Genomic DNA, 17,689 nt, shown 5'->3' on the forward strand with positions numbered 1-17,689 from the left:
GCATAGCGAGCTTGCAGCGCCGCGCGCGAAGGCCTAGCGGCTAGCTTATGCCCACCAATCCCAAGAAATCAGACGACCGCCCCGAAGGCGACCGTATCGCCAAATTGCTCGCCCGCGCAGGAATTGCCTCGCGCCGCGAGATTGAACGTATGATCGCTGACAAACGCATCACTTTGGATGGAAAGCCGGTGGAAACGCCTGCGACCTTCCTCACCAGCCTCAAAGGCGTGAGCGTCGATGGAAAGCCTGTTGCAGCGCCTGAACCAACGCAGCTTTTCGCCTTTAACAAGCCAACCGGCCTTATCACAGCAGAACGTGATCCCGCCGGACGCGCAACGATTTATGCAGCGCTCACCAATGCCCTTCCCAAGGACACACCGCGCCTGATGCCCATCGGGCGGCTCGATTTTAACACCGAGGGGCTGTTGCTGCTGACCAATGATGGCGGGCTTAAACGCACGATGGAACTGCCTTCGTCTGGTATCCCGCGCACTTACCGCGCCCGCGCGTTTGGTGAAGTTACACAGGAACAGCTCGAAGCGTTGAGCGAAGGGGTTGAGATCGAAGGCATGCGTTATGGCTCCATAGATGCGAACCTCGACCGAGGCTCTGGCGGAAAAGGTCACAAAAACCACTGGATCGAGATCACCATCACGGAAGGGAAAAACCGTGAGGTTCGACGGGTCCTCGAATTTCTGGGACTTGAAGTGAACCGATTGATCCGAGTGGGTTATGGGCCATTCTACTTGGGAGACCTCCCCCGCGGCCAGGCTACGCGCATCAAGAAAGGTGACCTTGATCGTTTTGTGAGCAGCCTCAAAGGCGGACGGAAGAACTGATGCGCATTATTGCAGGGGATTGGAGAGGCCGTAAACTGGTGTCACCAAAGGGCGATGCTACCCGCCCCACCGCCGATCGCACACGCGAAACACTGTTTTCCATGCTGACAAGCCGCCTTGGCAGTTTTGAAGATTTGCGGGTTGCTGATCTTTTTGCGGGGTCAGGCGCATTGGGGTTGGAAGCGCTTTCAAGGGGCGCTGCGCATTGCCTGTTTGTTGAACAAGACCGCGCCGCAGTGGACACAATTCGCGCGAATATCGCCAGTTTTGATGCGCGAGACCGCGCCGCTGTGGAAGCGACGTCGGTTATGACCTTGCGCGCTGCACGCGAACCCTATGATCTCTTGCTCCTCGACCCGCCCTATCACACCGGCGCTGGCGAAGTGGCCCTGGACAGGCTCCATCGCCTTGGCTGGATCAATAATGCGACATGGATCGCGCTTGAAACTGCGTTCAATGAAGAACCTGCGATCAAAGGCCTGACGCTAGAGGCGTCTCGCAAAGTTGGCAAAGGCAGGCTCACGCTTTTCACACGCGAGCCTGCCCCCGCCTCGGCCTCAGCTCCGGAGTGAAGGGGAACCGGGCTGAAGAAGCCCCTCCCTTAGCGTGAGGAAGACGCCCGGCCCTCGATCTGCTGCCACGCAGCATCACGTTCTGGCCCAGTCATCGCGGTGAGCGCAATTTTCTGCTCATCGGTCAAACGCCAGAAAAGCATCTGCTGGCTGGGTTCAAGCGACCAATAGTAGCTCTTTGTTTCGGCCGGCCAGCCCATATAGGCGGTCTGCTGTTCGACCGGCCAACTGTCCACTTCTGCCTGTTGATCGCTCGACAGATCGGGATCGGATGGCTGTGCCGGCCCTGCATCAGTCGCCCCTTCGTCTTGCGGTGCAAAAGCCATGGAGGGCGTTGCGGCAAGAAAGCCAAGCGCTGCTGCTGCAACACCTGAGACTTGATATTTGGATTTACGCATTGGGATACTCCTTAATGGTGACACCCAAACGATGACGAACAATGATTTGTCGGGCGAGAATCCCCGCTGGTTGTTCCCGCTTTCTCCGACACACGCTTGATGGCAGGCTTTTGACGCCATGCGAACCGTCGGCATTTGCGTGCATCGCGGTTTGAACCCGGCTTGCCGAAAGACGTTTCCAAAATGCGATGAGCCGCGATTGTGTCCATTATGGGGGACGATTTTGGGAATAGGTGCCCATCGGGGGTGCACGCCGCGAGCGAATATGCGACATTGCATCCTGCAATTTTGTTCTCTAATTGTTCTGGTGCGATGAACCCTAATCTACCCCATCCTTCCGGCGGTGTGCCCGTTGATTCTTCGGTGCCACCCTATGCGCAAATGCTAAACGCACCTCAGCGTGAAGCTGTGCTGACGACCGAAGGGCCTGTGCTCATGCTGGCGGGCGCTGGGACAGGCAAGACCGCCGCTTTGACCGCAAGAATGGCGCATTTGGTAGCGACGCGGCGCGCTTGGCCAAGTCAGATATTGTGCGTGACCTTCACCAATAAGGCAGCACGCGAAATGCGTGAGCGGGTGGCGGCGCATTTGGGCGCACCGGGAGAAGGCCTCCCCTGGCTTGGGACCTTCCATTCGATCTGCGCGAAGATGCTGCGGCGTCATGCGGAACTGGCTGGCCTACAAAGCAATTACACCATTATCGACACCGATGATCAGCTGCGCTTGCTGAAACAGATTATCACAGAGCACGAGATTGACGAAAAGCGCTGGCCCGCGCGGCAATTGGCAGGCTGTATCGACCGGTGGAAGAACCGGGGGCTGAACCCTGCGGACCTCGATGCGGCAGAGAATGAGGCTTATGCGAACGGCAAAGGCGCTCAGATGTATGGCGCATATCAGGACCGGTTAAAGGCGCTAAATGCCTGCGATTTCGGCGATTTGATGCTGCATATTCTGAATATTTTCCGCAAACACACCGATGTGCTGGCCGAGTATCAGAGCTGCTTCAAATACATCATGGTGGACGAGTATCAGGACACCAACGCGGTTCAATACCTGTGGCTAAGACTGCTTGCGCAGAGCCACAAGAACATCTGCGTTGTTGGCGATGATGATCAGTCGATCTATTCATGGCGCGGGGCAGAAGTTGCCAATATCCTGCGGTTTGAGAAGGATTTTGCCGGCACGCATGTGGTCCGGCTTGAGCAAAACTATCGCTCGACCCCGCAAATTCTGGGCGCTGCATCTGGCCTCATCCGCGCCAATTCTGAGCGGCATGACAAAACCCTTTGGACACAGGTCAATGGCGGCGACAAGGTCAAAGTCATCGGCGTATGGGACGCCCCCGAAGAAGCGCGCCGATTGTCCGAAGAAATCGAGAGGTTGGAACGCGAAGGCGCACCGCTCGACCAGGTTGCCATTCTGGTACGCGCGCAATACCAGACCCGCGAGTTTGAAGACCGCTTCATACAAGTGGGCATTAACTACCGGATTATCGGCGGTTTTCGCTTTTACGAGCGTGCCGAAATCCGTGATGCGCTGGCCTACCTTCGCGTCATTGCACAGCCTCAAGATGATCTCGCGTTTGAGCGGATTTATAATCAGCCCAAACGTGGCCTTGGCTCCAAAACGCTTGAGAAAATGCACATTCATGCCCGCAGGGTGAACTTACCTCTGGCGGCGGCCTCTTTGCAATTGGCCGATAGCGATGAGCTGCCCAAACGCGCGGCGAACACTATCGGCACGCTTATGCGGCAGTTCTTGTCTTGGCGTGAAGCGGCTGAAGTCACATCGCCTGCTGACCTACTTCGCCTCGTCCTCGATGAGAGCGGCTATAACGACATGCTCGCGAAAGACCGCTCTGCCGAAAGCGCCGGGCGGGCAGAAAACCTCTCCGAACTTGCCCGCGCAATGGAGGAGTATGAGACGCTCGGCGACTTCCTCGAACACGTCAGCCTCGTCATGGACAATGACCGGAACGATGGCGAGGAAACCGTCACAATCATGACGATCCACGCGGCCAAAGGTCTCGAATTCGACCATGTCTTTTGCGTCGGATGGGAAGAAGGCGTCTTCCCTTCACAACGCGCCATTGACGAAGGGGGCCTTGCCTCACTTGAGGAAGAGAGGCGCTTGGCTTACGTCGCGATCACTCGCGCGCGGCGAAAATGCATCATTATGCACGCGGCCAACAGGCGAATTTATGGGCAATGGACCAGTTCCATCCCCTCGCGTTTCATCGAAGAATTGCCAGAAGAATTCATCGACCAGGAAAGCACAATGACAGGCGGTGCATCGCTGTGGCGGGCCAATTGGTCAGAAAATGAAGACCCATTTGCCCACGTGGCACAGCAGAACCCCGGGCGCGCTGACACCCGTGGTCCGGGCTGGAGGCGCGCGGTTTCGGGCGGATATGACACCCAGCCAAAACGCCTCGCTGAACCGGGGCGTTCTGCCGCCAGTTTCGCCGCAAAACCCCGATCAGACATCGCAATTGGCGCTATGGTCGAGCACGCAAAATTCGGCCTAGGCTGCGTGATTGATCAGGAAGGCAACAAGCTCACCATTCAATTCGAGGAGGCGGGAGAGAAGCGGGTCATTGATAGTTTTGTCAGTGTGGTGAGCTAGGGCGCTGCCCTTCCCCCGCCGTGAAAGGTCTGCAATATATGGCGGTGTGAGGGGAGAGATGATGGGTTGGAAACTTGTGATCAGTTTGGCAGGGGCACTGATTGGGGTGTGCAGCGCGCCGGTTTTTGCACAAGACGCGCCCGGTGTTACTTTGGGCGATGGTGAAAATAACTGGATCGTCATGGACGGTCTTACCCGCTCACAAGACGCCACCTACACCGAACAGCGCATCACCTCAGGCAATAGCACAGTCAGGCGGGGCGACGGCGCGACGCTTACGTTCAGCGAGGTGCACATCGAGGGCGATGGCTGGCTGGTCCTACACCCGTTTATCGATGGCAAGCCCGATGGCGACTGGGTCGCAGGCTATCGCTTTGTCAAAAGCGGCACCAATAAGGACGTCTCGATTACATTAAACCCGGCGCCAAAGCCGGGGACAATGTTCCTCGTGATGCTTCATTCGGACAGCAATAATGACGGGGTGTTTGATTTCGTCTTCCTTGAAGACGGAATCAACGTCGAAGACCGCGCCGTGTTTGAAGGCAACCGTATGATCGCTCACGTTTTTGCGGTGCCTTGAAGGCCGCGTGCGAGGTCAAGCGATCAACGCCACCCCAATACTCGCACACAGCGAGACACCACCCAAAGTGCCCCATGCGTGCCAGATGGGATAGCGAAAGCGCATCTCTTTCTGGCGGTAGAACCAGGTTCCGACGGTGTAAAAGAATGCGCCTGCGCCTATGGCCGCCGTGGTGAGGAAAGGAAGTTCCTGCCAAAAGTCAGGCATGGCAGAAAGGCCCATCGCACCAAGACCCAGATAGGATAGGATCGACCAGCGCGGGTCCATATTGCGGGCTGCAAGCTTAAAGAGAGAGCCGACCAATGCAAACACCCAGATCACGATCAGAATAAGGTTTGCACTGGGCGTATTTGCCATGATCAAAAGCGGGCTGAACGTCCCTGCGATCACAATGTAAATCGCAGCATGATCCCAGCGCCGCAGTACCGGGCGCAAATCATGGCGCGGCAGCAGGTGATAGGCAAAAGAGATGCCGATTGAACACATGGCTGCCGCTGCATAAGCGAGAACCGCGATCAAAAGGAACGTGTCACCGCGCTCAAAAGCCCATTGTACGAACAGCCCGCTCACCGGGACCATGAACGCAAGGCTCAAAGCATGGATGACAAAATCAGCCTTGCGCTCAGCAGACCTCTTACTGGGATACATCAGGATGTCGACTGGGGACTAGTGCCCTAGCCGGTAAACCCGACATCAAGAAAACCAGGCTTTGGCCCGTTCCACTCACCTTGTGCGACGGGCTCTTCGTCCTCGTCGCGTTGGCGTGCTTTACGAGGCTTCCGCGGTTTCTCGTCTACTTGTTCGTCGCGGACCCGTTTTGGACGCCGCGGCTTATCATCGGCCGATTGTTCATCGACCGATTTTGTTCGCTTCGCCTTTGGTGCCCGCTCTTTCTTGGGGCGCTCCGCGCGCTCTTCCTTTACAGGCTTAGCGTCAGGATCAGCGAGTTCAACGCGCACATCTTCCTTGCCGAAGACTTTAACCGGATGGCCGGTTAGTTTTTCGACGTTTGAAATCGCTTCTGCATCTTCATCAGAAACAAGCGTAAACGCGCGCCCCTTTGCCCCTGCACGGCCAGTGCGGCCGATACGGTGGACATAATCGTCCGGGTGCCACGGCGTGTCGAAGTTAAAGACGTGGGAGACACCTTTGATGTCGAGCCCGCGTGCCGCCACATCAGAAGCGACCAGAATGTTGACATCGCCAGACTTGAAACGCTCAAGTTCTTTAAGACGCGACCCTTGGTCCATGTCGCCGTGGATCTCGCTTGAGGCAAAACCGTATTGCTGAAGACTTTTGTTAAGTTCGCGCACAGTCGTCTTGCGGTTGGCAAAGATGATCGCGGTTTCAACCTGGTCGTTCTGTAGCAGCCAGCGCAAAGTCTCACGCTTTTTGCGCGCAGGGACAGGCACTTTAAAAGCAGTGATATCTTTGTTCGTTGTCGCAGCGCGCGCTGTCTCAATCCGCTTCGGGTTGTTCAGAAACTTCTTTGCAAGCTTCTCAATCGGAGCCGGCATTGTTGCCGAGAACAGCATCGTTTGGCGCGTTTCGGGAAGCTTGTCACAGATAAATTCAATATCCGGGATAAAGCCCATGTCGAGCATGCGGTCCGCTTCGTCGATCACCAGAAGCTCACAGCCCGAGAGCAGGATTTTGCCGCGCTCAAACAAGTCCATCATCCGGCCCGGCGTCGCAATCAACACATCCACGCCGTCATTCAAGGCCTTGATCTGATCGCCCATCTGAACGCCGCCAATCAAAAGCGCCATTTTAAGGTCGTGGTTCTTGCCGTATTTTTCAAAGTTCTCAGCAACTTGCGCTGCCAATTCGCGCGTCGGCTCCAGAATGAGCGAGCGCGGCATCAATGCGCGGCGACGACCAGAGGCCATGACGTCGATCATCGGCAGCACAAAACTTGCGGTCTTACCCGTTCCTGTTTGCGCAATGCCGATGATATCTTTCATCATCAAAATGGAAGGGATTGCTTCGGCTTGGATCGCCGTCGGCTCAGTGTAGCCGGCTTCTTCCACCGCTTTGAGCAATTCAGGAGAGAGGCCGAGATCGGCAAATGTCATGTTGTCGAGAATGTCCGGATAAATTGGAGCGAAAAATGCTCTTGCACAAACGGCGAGAGGCGAAAGCGCCGGCCGCCATGTGTGAAAGAAGCCCCCGCTTGGCCAAAAAGGCGCTGAGAGTCAAGAAATCGCCAACCAGTGACTCATTGCGGTTCCGAGAAAAGCGCTTTCAAATACGCCCGCGCGCTCTGGATTATTCGTCAGCAGCGACAAGATGGCGCATGCGTTCGACTTCGCATTTGGCACCGCTGCGCGATTGGAGCTGATCGCGTTTGACGCAAAGTCGTCCATCTTCATTGCGCTCAACATAAAAGCCGGAATAAAAGTCACGCGCCTCACACCCGCGCTCCAGATTGAGGCTGATTATGCGCTGATCACGCAGGAACAAAAGCAAGCGATTGCCCGTCCCCGTTTGAACTCCAGCAATGCCAGCCACAGGGATGCAGCCATCCATCTTGCGCTCTTCATAAGCGCGGGTAACACCGCGCCGGGGGAGCTGGGCCAGCAGGCTGTTGCGGTTGCCTTGACGAAAGGGTGCTATGCGGATCGTCACGCGCCGCTCTATCCGCACCTGATTGGCAGTGCGAGACGCATAGAATGCCTCAAGCGGAGTGTATGCACGTCCCTCGGACGAAAGCGGCAATGGCAATTGGGGCTCTGTCGGTTCGCTGTGCTGCACGGGCTCGACCTCGGTGGAATTGCCCAGATCGCTCATCATACACTGAGGGGCAGAGGTCACGGGCGCGTTGCTTGTTTGCCCAAAGAAAGGCAAAAACAACGCTGCAGACGCGGCCAAGGCGTAAAGGCTAGACATCAAAGTCTTCCGGACCCTCCAAACGGGAATTCAAGTCAGGCACCACCCAAGGCCTTCATCAACACAGACACCGGAGCTAGCATGAGTGATTGAACGCTGCCTTAACCCAGCGCTTTAACTCGCCAAAGTGCTAGCGCATTCAAGCTGGATTGTGGCATAGGCGCAACAATGACAGCGCTTGAAACCGATATCGGAACCGGCACCAACCACTTTGCTGAACTGGCCGCCGATTTGCTTGGTCCCAAGGGTTGGACCGCGATTGCCGATGATTTGGAACCGTGGCTTACCGACTGGCGCGGGCGATATTCAGGCAAAGCGATCGGGCTTGCATCTCCTGCCTCGACGCAGGAGGTGTCGGCTCTTGTCAAACTTTGCGCGCGCTTCAACGTGCCCATCGTGCCCCAAGGCGGCAACAGCGGTATGGCCGGTGGGGCCACTCCTGATGCGAGCGGCTCGGCAATCCTTTTGTCACTAAGGCGGATGAACACTATTCGCGAACTGGACGCTACCGCTGGCCTTGCCGTGTGCGATGCCGGCGTCATCCTTCAAACATTTCACGAAGCGGCTGAAGACGCTGGCCTGCGCTTTCCCCTCACCCTTGGCGGGAAAGGATCGGCAACGATAGGCGGACTGATTTCCACCAACGCAGGCGGTACGCAGGTACTGCGCCATGGAACCATGCGCGCTCAGGTTTTGGGGCTGGAGGCCGTGCTGGCCGATGGAAGCGTGTTCGATGCCCTCACCGCGCTTAAAAAAGACAATCGCGGGTTTGACTTAAAGCAGCTTCTTATCGGGTCGGAAGGGACGCTTGGTATCGTGACAGGCGCAACATTGCGACTGCTCCCTGCACCAAAAGCCCGTGCGACCGCTTGGGTTGGCTTAAAGTCGATCCTTGATGCGCGCGCTTTACTGCGCCGGGTGGACCGCGCGTTGGGCGATACTTTGGAAGGGTTTGAAGTCGTCCCCGATCATTGCCTCGACAGTGTTCTGGCGCATCTTCCTGCTGCAAGATCGCCCCTGAACGAGCGTCACGCATGGCACGCCCTTATCGAATGTGTTGGGGTGGACGGCGATGATACGGAGTTGCGCGAAAAACTGGAAGGCGCGCTCGCTGATGCTGCTGAAGACGGACTCTTAAGCGATGCGGTGATTGCATCAAACGAACGGCAAGCGGACGATTTCTGGACCTTGCGCGATTCCATTTCAGCAGCAGAGCGCGCTCTGGGCCCCGCGATGCAGCATGACATCTCTGTTCCCGTTGAAAAAATGCCAGAGTTCATCTTGGCCGCTTCCCCTGCAGTGGAAAAGGAATTTCCCGGCACACGGGCGGTTGCCTTCGGCCATTTGGGTGATGGCAATGTGCACTTCCATATCCTTGCCCCCAAAGGCGCAGTGCCGGGTGAATGGGAAGAAGGGCAAGGCAAGCAAGTGAGCGCGCGGGTATATGATCTGGTGACCCAATGGGGCGGTTCGATCAGCGCCGAACACGGCATCGGTCAGATGAAAGTGGGCGAGCTTGGCCGCCTCGGCGACCCGGTTGCTTTGGCAATCATGCGCGCTGTTAAACAGGCGCTTGACCCGCAAGGATTACTCAATCCGGGTAAGCTTGTGCCAATGGCTGTTGAATAGCGTTGCGTTGCGTGCTTGCCCTTGGGTCGCTGAACGCCTAAAGCGCCCCACAATTATTGCGCGGGGACATTGCTGATGGCACGCGCCGCCCAAAAACAACATTCACTTAAGGGATCTAGGAGACTATCCATGGCGACCGCGCCGCAGCCGCAACTACCGCTTTTTTACAAAGACTTGCTCCCGCTCAACAGCAAAGATCACGCTGACTGGTCAGTAAGCAGCTTTGATGATGCATCCTTCATGGCCGACACGCACGCCATTCCGCTTACGGTTGACGAGTTTGTCGATGCACAGCGCCACTACCCAATCGTTTTCACCGCGAACGATGCACCGCTGCCGATTGCTCTTATGGGCCTTAACGAGGGTGTGAACACTTTCATCGAGGAAAACGGCAAGCTTGAAGCGGGCGTTTATGTCCCCGCCTATATCCGCCGCTATCCCTTCATCCTCGCCAAACTGAACCAGGGCAGCGAAGAAATGTCGCTTTGCTTCGATCCAGAATCCGGCGTCGTTGGCAAAGACAATGAAGGCAACACCTTGTTCGAAGCCGATGGTGATGAGCGCAAGCCAACCCAATACACCAACGACGTGCTCGAATTCTGCCGCCGTTTTGAAACATCGGGGCAGCGCACTAAAGCGTTTCTTGAACAGCTCATCGCTCTTGACCTGATGATGGACGGCGAAATTGCGATCACCCGCAATGACATGCCTGAAAAGCCATTCGTTTATCGCGGCTTCCGCATGGTGAACGAAGAGAAACTGCGTGAGCTTCCTGCTGAAAAAGTTGAGGAACTTAACAAGAGCGGCATGTTGATGCTGATCCACGCGCACCTGTTCTCAATGAACCTGATGCGGATCATTTTTGAGCGTCAAAGCGCGCAAGGCAAGCTGCCTATGCCTGAGAACAAAGCCTAAATTCAAGGCTTTCGAGTTTAAGATTAGCGGACGCGCTTTGCGTCCATAATCGATGTAATTGGGGCGGCCCGCAGCTTGAAAGCGGGTCGCCCCTTTATTATTTGGGTTTTTGGAGCGGTGACCCCCTCATGAGCCGCTCCGGAATGCGCCATCATTGGCGTGATCCTCCCTGAACTTGGCCACCTCGTGCTCCCCCCTTTCGCGCGAGGTGGCATTTTTTTGCTGCCCGTGTGAAAATCCGGGTTTGTTTTGGGTCAGGAAGCCAGTGTGTTTCAACGAAAGGGTTTCACAGAAGGTTCGCTTGATGAGAAGGCCTTACTCGGCGGCCTGGGGAAGCTGACCGCCAGACCCAAGGCCAGCGGTTTCCGCACCCAATACGCGCACCAAACCTGTAAGCATTTGCGCCAGAACCCCAGCGTTTTCGCCGGTTTGGGAAAGGGCACTATCAAGATAAGTGGTGCGACAGACTTCAACCTGGATAGCGTGGATCCCGCGTGCAGGGTTCGCATGGCGATCTAACACATACCCCCCTGAATAGGGTCGATTATGCGCCGTTACACAACCATGGTGCTCAAGATATCTGAAAGCGTGATTGGCAATCGTGCTATCGCATGAAACGCCGAAACGGTCGCCCAGCACAATTTTTGCCGCCAGCCCTTCACCTTCACGCCTGCGCAAGGGTGGCATGGAATGCAGGTCGATCAACAAGGCCGCCCCCCAGGCATCGCGGATGCGGACAAGTTCGCGCGCGAGAAAATCATGATAGGGGCGATGGATTTGCTCCACCCTGCGCGTCATCTCATCGACAGTAATTTTTGAGCGCCATATCTCCCCAAAACCGGGCAATCGCCGGGGCACAAGGCCCAAACCACTGCGAGATCGGGCATTGCCGGAACCAACCGGGCGTCCAGCCCCAATCAGCGTGTCAACCAAAGCGTCCTTATTAAATCCCTTGGGCTTTGTGACCATGCCCCAGTCGATATCATCGGCCGCCCTGTTCAGATCAATCATCGCGCGCGGTGCATGGGCGACCAGAAGGCCCGTTCCCGTTGCCCGGGCAATCTCAACCCCTACAGTGTCGATAAGCCTATCTTCAAGCCGCAATTGGCTGTGTTCAGGATCGCGCATTTGTGCATTTATTTCAGCCGGATAAACCCGGCCAGCATGGGGCACGGCGATGAGTACAGGAAGCGGCATATGACGCGGGGCAACATGGACAAATGCATGCCCCCCCTCGCCCAGCGATACGCCCGCGACAGAGCCGCCCTTGCTGGTCACAAGGTCCTTGTGCACAGCGTTAGACCGGCTGCGCGAAGCGATTTTTGACTGAGACGATGCCCGAGAAGGGGTCAGTGAAGACATGTTATCTCAGTGCTGCCCGGTTTGCTGTTGCGAGTCAAAGACGGAATCACCCGTATTGTTCCACATTTTGGCATGATTTTAGGTACGACAACGTCTGTTCAATCCGACATGATAGGACAAGGTTAATCCGCTTCGGATGCGAAAACGCGCGATTGACCGTTTCAAAGCAGGTCACCCGTGTGAAAGGCATAAGATTTATTAAGCGATTGGTTGTAACACGATGCCCATGACAACACCGCCAAACCCGCGAATCCTTCTTGCCGAAGATGAAGAAGCCATGCGCGCTTATCTTGAGCGCGCTCTTACCAAAGCTGGCTTTGACGTGGTTAGCGTCGACCGCGGAACAGAGGCTGTGCCGCTGCTTGAGCAAGAGAGCTTTGATCTGCTTTTGTCAGATATTGTGATGCCTGAAATGGACGGGATCGAACTGGCCCAGCGCTGCGCCGAGGTTAGCCCGCGTACAAAAGTCATGTTCATCACCGGCTTTGCCGCAGTTTCCTTGCGCGCAAGCCGCGAGCAACCCCATGCAAAGGTTCTGTCAAAGCCATTCCATCTGCGTGACCTTGTGCTTGAGGTGGAACGCGTGTTCGAAGAACAGCAAGAAGCGCGCAGTCAATAAAACTTGCACGCGGCCATCGCGAATCGCTTGCACTTGGCCAAGAGCTTCGCTAACTCGCCGCTTCTCGCAGCCGTAGGTTGTGGGTTTGATGATGGTGCGGGCGTATAGCTCAGGGGTAGAGCACTATGTTGACATCGTAGGGGTCCCAAGTTCAAATCTTGGTACGCCCACCATCATCCAAAACGAGCCTCTCGATCGGACGTCCAAATTGGATCGCCGCTTAAAAGGCGTCGCAGTTGCGGCGCTCTTTGCGTTTGAGAGCCCTTTTTGCGTTTGGCGAGGCGGTGCCCTACCTTTGCAAAAATGAATGCCGCGCAAGATTCTGACTGGGTTGAAGACGTCCTCCACTTTTGGTTTGAGGAATTGGAGGCTAGGGACTGGTTTTCCAAGAACGCAGCCGTCGATGCTGAGATCGAAAAGCGTTTTGGCGCATTGCATGAATATCACTCCGACAAAGATGCTGCAGACTTTCTAGGTTCTTTCAAAGAAGCGTTGGCCGCAATCATCCTGTTTGACCAGTTTTCGCGCAATTTGTTCAGAGGTAACCCACTTAGCTTTGCAAGTGATCCGCTTGGTCTCGCCCTTGCCCGCGCAATGGTAGCCAAAGGCTGGGATGACGACTTGGCGCCAGAGCAGCGAATCTTTGCCTATCTCCCATTAGAGCACAGCGAAGATTTGGCCGACCAGAATACAGCCGTTGGGCTGATCGCGGCGCTGGGTAATGCAGAGTTTACCCGCTATGCGAAGGCTCACCGAAACGTGATTGCCCGGTTTGGCCGTTTCCCGCATAGGAATGAAGTTTTGGGCCGCATATCGACACCCGAAGAACAAGCCTATTTGAGAAAGCCTGGAAGCGGGTTTTAATGCCAGTTGGCCTAGGGAATATGGCCTGATTTAGCCCCTGACCTGCGCCCTCTCTTGCGCAACGCCACTCCTCTGCTAAAGCCGCGTCACAGGGATGGGATCAACATCCGCAAAAGCAAATTTATGACTGTCCCCTGGACGGAAGGAACAGGCGTACGCCCATGCAAAAAATTCAGGTTAAGAACCCCGTTGTCGAACTCGATGGCGATGAGATGACAAAAATCATCTGGCAGTGGATCCGCGAGCGGCTGATCCTGCCATATCTCGATATTGATCTGAAGTATTACGATCTCTCTGTCGAAAAACGTGACGAGACAGACGACCAGATCACAATCGACGCAGCCAATGCTATCAAAGAGCACGGCGTTGGCGTTAAATGCGCAACCATCACCCCTGATGAAGCGCGCGTTGAAGAATTCAACCTCAAGAAAATGTGGAAGTCGCCAAACGGCACTATCCGCAACATCCTTGGCGGTGTGGTTTTCCGTGAGCCTATCGTGATCGATAACGTGCCGCGACTGGTGCCTGGCTGGACCCACCCGATCGTGGTTGGCCGTCATGCTTTTGGTGACCAATACCGCGCGACGGACACGCTGATCCCAGGCCCAGGCAAACTGCGCATGGTCTATCACGGCGATGACGGAACTGAGATTGACCTCAACGTCTTCGACTTCCCAAGCGCTGGCATTGCGATGTCGATGTACAACCTCGACGATTCGATCCGCGATTTCGCGCGCGCTTCGATGAATTATGGCCTCGACCGCGGTTGGCCAGTGTATCTTTCGACCAAGAACACCATCATGAAGGCCTATGACGGGCGCTTCAAAGATCTGTTCCAGGAAGTGTTCGACGCCGAATTTGCGGATAAGTTCAAAGAAGCCGGCATCACTTATGAGCACCGCTTGATCGACGACATGGTCGCATCTGCGCTCAAATGGTCGGGCAAGTTTGTTTGGGCTTGTAAAAACTATGACGGCGACGTTCAGTCTGACACCGTTGCGCAAGGGTTTGGCTCGCTGGGCCTTATGACTTCCGTTTTGATGACGCCCGATGGCAAAACCATCGAAGCAGAAGCCGCCCACGGCACCGTCACCCGCCACTTCCGCCAGCACGAGCAAGGCAAGGCGACATCGACCAACCCGATCGCTTCGATCTTCGCGTGGACGCGCGGGCTGATGTATCGCGGCAAGTTCGACGACACACCTGACGTGGTTCGCTTTGCTGAAACGCTTGAGCGGGTTTGCATTGAGACGGTCGAAAAAGGTCAAATGACCAAGGATTTGGCGCTTCTGATCGGTCCATCGCAAAACTGGCTCACCACTGAGCAGTTCTTCGAAGCGATTGTGCAGAACCTCGAACAAGAAATGAAAAGCTGGGCCTAACCCACCAAGCATATTCAGAATTTGCTGGGGGCGGCTGGTTGGAACAAGCAGTCGCCCTTAGTCGTTTTAACAAGAGTAATCTTCCACACAACGCCGAAGATCGCATCAACGCGGGTGGAAAAAGCCGGCACATTAGGGACACAACACAGAACAAATCATGGCAGGCGAACTAACTCTCTCTCCCGTGATGCAAGACGCCCTTGTGATCCTTGGATCAGCGGGCATTGTTATCCCTGTGTTCGCGCGGTTTCGCATCACGCCGATCATCGGTTTCATCCTTATTGGAGTGGCGGTCGGGCCCTTTGGCCTTGGCGCGCTCGTCAATGAAGTTCCATGGCTGCAATATGTCACCATATCAGAACCGGAACGATTAACCCCCTTTGCCGATTTCGGCATAATTCTGCTGCTGTTTGCAATCGGGTTGGAGTTATCCTTCAACCGTCTGTGGCAATTACGAAAGCTGGTGTTTGGCCTTGGTAGCCTAGAACTGCTCATTATCGGCAGCATATCGGCGGCCTTCTTTGGCCAATATTCAGGCCTCGACACAACCGCAGCGCTCGCCCTTGGTTTTGCCCTCGCCTTTTCCTCCACTGCGATCGTGCTTCCAATATCGGGCACAAAAAGCCCCGTTGGACGCGCCGCGCTCTCGATGCTTTTGTTCGAAGATATCATGATCGTCCCGATCATCTTCATCCTCGGTGCGCTTGCCCCCAATGCCGCAGGAGGCGGTGTTGAGGGGATGACAAACACGCTCATCTACGGCGGGCTCGTTATTCTGGTCCTTCTGGTGGCGGGCCGTTTTCTGCTTCCGAGCCTGTTCAGTCAGGCAGCGCGCACCAAAAGTCCTGAGCTCTTTTTGGCCGCCACTATGTTGGTGGTCATCGGGGCCAGCCTTGCCACTTCTGCAACCGGCCTGTCCCCGATCGTTGGTGCATTGATCGCCGGACTCTTGATCGCCGAGACCGAGTATCACAGCGAAGTTGAAACCATCATGGAGCCTTTCAAGGGCCTCGCGCTGGGTATTTTTCTCATCACCATCGGCATGTCGGTCAATCTCCTTGAGATATGGGCCAATGTGGGCGAAATCGCCGCGGCAGTGGTCGGCGTTCTGGTTTTCAAAGCAATTGTCACAGGCACTCTTTTGAAAATGATGGGCGCACGCCGCAGCACGGCTGCTGAAACCGGCGTCCTCATGGCGAGCCCGTCACAGAAACCAGCCTGATCGTGCTTGCTGCTGCGACAAGCGCTTTGGTCATTGATGCTGAAACCGCCCAATTCTGGCAGATTGTGACCGCAATCGGGCTAACGGTGACACCGCTTCTTGCACGGCTTGGCCGGGTTATCGCTCGCCGGATTGAGGCAACGCCAGAGCTTCCAGAAGATGATGAGGGTGAGGCACGCACAATCATCATCGGTGGTGGGCGGGTTGGACGCCTGATTGCCGATATGCTAACGGAGCATAAACAGCCCTATGTGATCCTAGATTCCGATCCCGACCTGATTGCGGGTGTCAAACGCGCAGGGTACCGTGCGACCTTTGGTGATGCGGTGCGTGGGGATGCGCTCACAAGGCTGGGCATAGAAACTGCGCCTTCGGTCGTACTCACGATGGACGAACCTGTTCTGGCGCAAAGGTTGGTTGCGAAGCTTCGCGCTGAGTACCCTGACCTCTTGATCGTCGCCCGTGCCCGCGATACCGATCACGCAGCCCAGCTTTACCGCGCAGGCGCAAGCCATGCCGTACCCGAAAACCTTGAAAGCTCGCTGCAGCTATCCGAAGCGGTGCTGGTTGATATTGGTGTTCCCATGGGCCCAGTTATCGCCTCCATCCATGAAAAGCGCGACCAGTTCCGCGAGAAGCTGGAGATTGACGGCGGACTTAAAGAGCGCCCGAAGCTGCGTACCTCTCGGCTCGAGAGCTGATTATTCGGGCCATTTGCGCCGAGTCAGTTCAACCTCGAAATCTGAGCTTCCAGCAAAGGTCTTGGTCTCGCCTTCTGCGATTTCAACAGGGAGATTGAGCCACACCATCTCGCTGCGCATCTCTTCGCAGTCGGGCAAACGGTATTTCCAATATGCCTTCAATCGGAACCGGTAACCCTCGACAAGGTCGACCGGCGCGAGGGTCAAAACGAGTGCGCTGTTGCGAGACGATATCCGCCGCTGGTCAAAGCCGCAGGCGGGATTAACGTCTTGAAGATCGGTTTCGAGGCGAGCGCCATTGTATTCAGCAAGGTAGAGCTCGCCGGACCAAAGCACGCGACCACCGCCCTTAACCGACACGAAGAACGCAAAGTCTTGCTGCGCGGTATCGCGCCGCGGCGTATCGGTCAGGACGTGGTAATTGGGTATGGCGCGGGGCTGATCACGGTCGCGTGGAGGCTGTGCGTTCGCGCCTGCATAGGCGGGAACTGCGATCAACAGAGCACAAGCAAGCCCCCGCAAAGGAAAGCTTTGCAGCACCTTCTTATCGGCGCGTAAGCTCGACACGAAGGCCCCCGTCCCCTTCGATCACGCGGGTTTCGCCTTTGTCCAGTTCCACCTGGACCTCAAAGCCAGTGGCGAGCGATCCTTGCTCTGCGCACGATGCGGTTGGCCGCGTCCAATTGGTTTCAACGGTGTATCTCGCGCTATTCCGGCCATACCCCCGGCGAACCTGAAATTCGACCGCATTGCGCCGTTCAGCAAAGCGATCATTCTCTACTGGGCATCCTATGTCGCTGTCCTGCACATCGATACGCACCTGCGCCCGGTTTGATGCCGACATTGCAAGATCGCCTGCCCACAATTCGCGGTTCTGTCCCAAAATGCGGACAGACATGGTGAAAGGCTCAGCTCGCTGTTGGGCCTCAACTACAGGCGCCTCATCAGGTATTTCCAATACACGTGGCGGGGAGATCGGATCTTGCGCCGCTACGGGCCCTGCCAAAGTAAAGCAACACGCCCCCACAAATGCCGATGCATACTTGCGCGTCTTAGTCTTCATCTGGCCCGATCCTTCACTTGCATTGA

General features: G+C 56.0%; 16 protein-coding genes, 1 tRNA gene and 1 pseudogene. 11 read left to right on the forward strand and 7 right to left on the reverse strand.

Annotated elements, in window-relative coordinates:
• Positions 1-47: 47 nt before the first annotated feature.
• Together EH31_RS03280 and rsmD are read left to right on the forward strand one after the other, a co-directional pair.
• Entirely contained in the window at positions 48-839 is a 792-nt protein-coding gene (locus EH31_RS03280; protein WP_034958053.1) for a pseudouridine synthase, read from the forward strand.
• Positions 839-1,411: a 16S rRNA (guanine(966)-N(2))-methyltransferase RsmD gene (gene rsmD, locus EH31_RS03285; protein ID WP_034958054.1), complete on the forward strand. Its 573-nt coding sequence runs from the start codon at positions 839-841 to the stop codon at positions 1,409-1,411. Before EH31_RS03280 ends, rsmD begins: the two co-directional genes overlap by 1 nt.
• 29 nt (positions 1,412-1,440) lie before the next feature.
• On the opposite strand, the gene EH31_RS16680 is transcribed toward rsmD, so the two are convergent.
• Entirely contained in the window at positions 1,441-1,809 is a 369-nt protein-coding gene (locus EH31_RS16680) for a hypothetical protein (protein ID WP_051698895.1), read from the reverse strand.
• Between the two features lie 312 nt (positions 1,810-2,121).
• On the opposite strand from EH31_RS16680, the gene EH31_RS03295 reads away from it, so the two are divergent.
• Both EH31_RS03295 and EH31_RS03300 read left to right on the forward strand, forming a co-directional pair.
• A complete protein-coding gene (locus EH31_RS03295; protein ID WP_034958055.1) occupies positions 2,122-4,437 on the forward strand; it encodes an ATP-dependent helicase in 2,316 nt (771 codons plus the stop codon).
• 61 nt (positions 4,438-4,498) lie between these two features.
• On the forward strand, positions 4,499-5,017 hold the full coding sequence (locus EH31_RS03300; RefSeq protein ID WP_152553438.1) for a DUF7282 domain-containing protein: 519 nt from the start codon (positions 4,499-4,501) through the stop codon (positions 5,015-5,017).
• A 15-nt stretch (positions 5,018-5,032) separates the two neighbouring features.
• On the opposite strand, the gene trhA is transcribed toward EH31_RS03300, so the two are convergent.
• The 3 genes from trhA to EH31_RS03315 form a co-directional block, all read right to left on the reverse strand.
• Positions 5,033-5,665: a PAQR family membrane homeostasis protein TrhA gene (gene trhA / locus EH31_RS03305; protein WP_034958059.1), complete on the reverse strand. Its 633-nt coding sequence runs from the start codon at positions 5,663-5,665 to the stop codon at positions 5,033-5,035.
• Between the two features lie 26 nt (positions 5,666-5,691).
• Positions 5,692-7,092, reverse strand: a complete 1,401-nt coding sequence (locus tag EH31_RS03310) for a DEAD/DEAH box helicase (RefSeq protein ID WP_034958061.1) — start codon at positions 7,090-7,092, stop codon at positions 5,692-5,694.
• Between the two features lie 193 nt (positions 7,093-7,285).
• Entirely contained in the window at positions 7,286-7,831 is a 546-nt protein-coding gene (locus EH31_RS03315; protein ID WP_241765812.1) for a hypothetical protein, read from the reverse strand.
• A gap of 243 nt (positions 7,832-8,074) precedes the next feature.
• On the opposite strand from EH31_RS03315, the gene EH31_RS03320 reads away from it, so the two are divergent.
• Together EH31_RS03320 and EH31_RS03325 are read left to right on the forward strand one after the other, a co-directional pair.
• Entirely contained in the window at positions 8,075-9,535 is a 1,461-nt protein-coding gene (locus EH31_RS03320) for an FAD-binding oxidoreductase (RefSeq protein ID WP_051698896.1), read from the forward strand.
• Between the two features lie 129 nt (positions 9,536-9,664).
• The gene (locus EH31_RS03325) at positions 9,665-10,450 is read left to right on the forward strand and encodes a SapC family protein (RefSeq protein WP_034958066.1); all 786 of its coding nucleotides are present in this window, start codon (positions 9,665-9,667) and stop codon (positions 10,448-10,450) included.
• 315 nt (positions 10,451-10,765) lie between these two features.
• Here the strand turns inward: EH31_RS03325 and EH31_RS03330 are convergent, their stop codons facing one another.
• Positions 10,766-11,812 carry an N-formylglutamate amidohydrolase gene (locus EH31_RS03330; RefSeq protein ID WP_081853192.1) on the reverse strand — a complete coding sequence of 349 codons (1,047 nt, stop codon included), beginning with the start codon at positions 11,810-11,812 and terminating at the stop codon, positions 10,766-10,768.
• Positions 11,813-12,038: 226 nt separating this feature from the next.
• Here EH31_RS03330 and cpdR point away from each other — a divergent pair, with 226 nt between their 5' ends.
• The 5 genes and pseudogenes from cpdR (at position 12,039) to EH31_RS03355 (ending at position 16,600) form a co-directional block, all read left to right on the forward strand.
• Entirely contained in the window at positions 12,039-12,431 is a 393-nt protein-coding gene (gene cpdR, locus EH31_RS03335; RefSeq protein WP_034958068.1) for a cell cycle two-component system response regulator CpdR, read from the forward strand.
• A 98-nt stretch (positions 12,432-12,529) separates the two neighbouring features.
• Positions 12,530-12,604, forward strand: a tRNA-Val gene (locus tag EH31_RS03340).
• A gap of 130 nt (positions 12,605-12,734) precedes the next feature.
• Positions 12,735-13,295 carry a DUF924 family protein gene (locus tag EH31_RS03345; RefSeq protein ID WP_034958070.1) on the forward strand — a complete coding sequence of 187 codons (561 nt, stop codon included), beginning with the start codon at positions 12,735-12,737 and terminating at the stop codon, positions 13,293-13,295.
• A gap of 161 nt (positions 13,296-13,456) precedes the next feature.
• A complete protein-coding gene (locus EH31_RS03350; protein WP_034958071.1) occupies positions 13,457-14,677 on the forward strand; it encodes an NADP-dependent isocitrate dehydrogenase in 1,221 nt (406 codons plus the stop codon).
• A 157-nt stretch (positions 14,678-14,834) separates the two neighbouring features.
• Positions 14,835-16,600: pseudogene (locus EH31_RS03355) on the forward strand (cation:proton antiporter domain-containing protein).
• Here the strand turns inward: EH31_RS03355 and EH31_RS03360 are convergent.
• Together EH31_RS03360 and EH31_RS03365 are read right to left on the reverse strand one after the other, a co-directional pair.
• Positions 16,601-17,167 carry a hypothetical protein gene (locus EH31_RS03360; protein ID WP_152553439.1) on the reverse strand — a complete coding sequence of 189 codons (567 nt, stop codon included), beginning with the start codon at positions 17,165-17,167 and terminating at the stop codon, positions 16,601-16,603. It lies immediately after the preceding pseudogene.
• Positions 17,145-17,663: a hypothetical protein gene (locus EH31_RS03365; protein ID WP_034958073.1), complete on the reverse strand. Its 519-nt coding sequence runs from the start codon at positions 17,661-17,663 to the stop codon at positions 17,145-17,147. The genes EH31_RS03360 and EH31_RS03365 overlap by 23 nt, the downstream gene beginning before the upstream one ends.
• Positions 17,664-17,689: the final 26 nt, after the last annotated feature.

It is taken from the genome of Erythrobacter longus (assembly GCF_000715015.1).
Taxonomy (GTDB): domain Bacteria; phylum Pseudomonadota; class Alphaproteobacteria; order Sphingomonadales; family Sphingomonadaceae; genus Erythrobacter; species Erythrobacter longus.